The following is a 223-nucleotide window of genomic DNA, read 5'->3' as shown; positions in this document are numbered from 1 at the left end:
TCACCTGCGTCAAATAGCTACAAAGCGGTCCTAAAACTGAGGAAACGACGCCTAAGAACCGGGTATAGCTGAGCAGGGTGGGAAAGTCTTGTTGATGGTATCGTCGGACTAATCCAAAGTAGAAATTTTTGAAATCGCGATAATGTGACATATGAAAAGCAATCACAATGGTCATAATCTCGCTGGCACTCATGCGGCCATGACGTCTGCGTTGACGATGTCC

At 46.2% G+C, this 223-nt stretch carries 1 pseudogene; it reads right to left on the bottom strand.

What is annotated here, in order from left to right:
• Positions 1-223 (bottom strand): annotated as a pseudogene (locus ACGF5R_RS25170) (IS982 family transposase); the annotation flags it as partial.

It is taken from the genome of Photorhabdus sp. RM71S, assembly GCF_042879355.1.
GTDB lineage: Bacteria > Pseudomonadota > Gammaproteobacteria > Enterobacterales > Enterobacteriaceae > Photorhabdus > Photorhabdus kayaii.
Note: the sequence above shows the minus strand (reverse complement) of the source record. Positions and strands in the feature narration are given on the sequence as shown.